This window comes from Methylobacterium indicum (genome assembly GCF_001043895.1).
GTDB lineage: Bacteria > Pseudomonadota > Alphaproteobacteria > Rhizobiales > Beijerinckiaceae > Methylobacterium > Methylobacterium indicum.
In genome coordinates this window covers 1-526 of record NZ_JTHF01000192.1, presented here as the reverse complement: position 1 = coordinate 526, position 526 = coordinate 1, and the positions used below count along the sequence as shown (strand labels likewise).

1 protein-coding gene is annotated in these 526 nt (G+C 59.9%); it reads left to right on the top strand.

Features of this window, described 5'->3' with window-relative positions; genetic code table 11:
* The coding region (locus QR78_RS22195) for a GIY-YIG nuclease family protein (protein ID WP_420890964.1) at positions 1-387 on the top strand (387 nt) is incomplete at its 5' end.
* Positions 388-526: the final 139 nt, after the last annotated feature.

Below are 526 nucleotides of genomic sequence, written 5' to 3'. Positions count from 1 at the left end.
CGATATTTCGAGCCGCTTCGCGGCACTTCTCGTGCTGGATCCCGGATCTCCTTCCGCTTACGCTACAGTCGTCCGGGAAAGGGCGGTGTGCGCATGGCAAAGGGCGGTTTCGTCTATATGCTGGCGAGTGGGCGTAACGGCACGCTCTATCTCGGCTCGACGACCGATCTTTGCCGGAGGATCCACGAGCACCAGCAAGCTCACATACCTGGCTTCACGACGCGTTACGACGTGACTCATCTGGTCTGGTACGAGCACTACGAGCTGATCACGGATGCCCGCCATCGCGAATATGCGCTCAAGAAGTGGCGTCGTTCTTGGAAACTGTCGCTGATCGAGGCCATGAACCCAGACTGGCGCGACCTCTCAGCCGACCTCAACAATTAAAACAAAATCCCTCCTCCCACCCCTTTCCCGGACGACTGCAGCGAAGCGGAAGGAGATCCGGGATCCAGCACAAGAAGTGCCGCGAAGCGGCTCGAACTATCGGCGCGAACGCCGACACAGCCGCTTCGCTCCAGGCGGG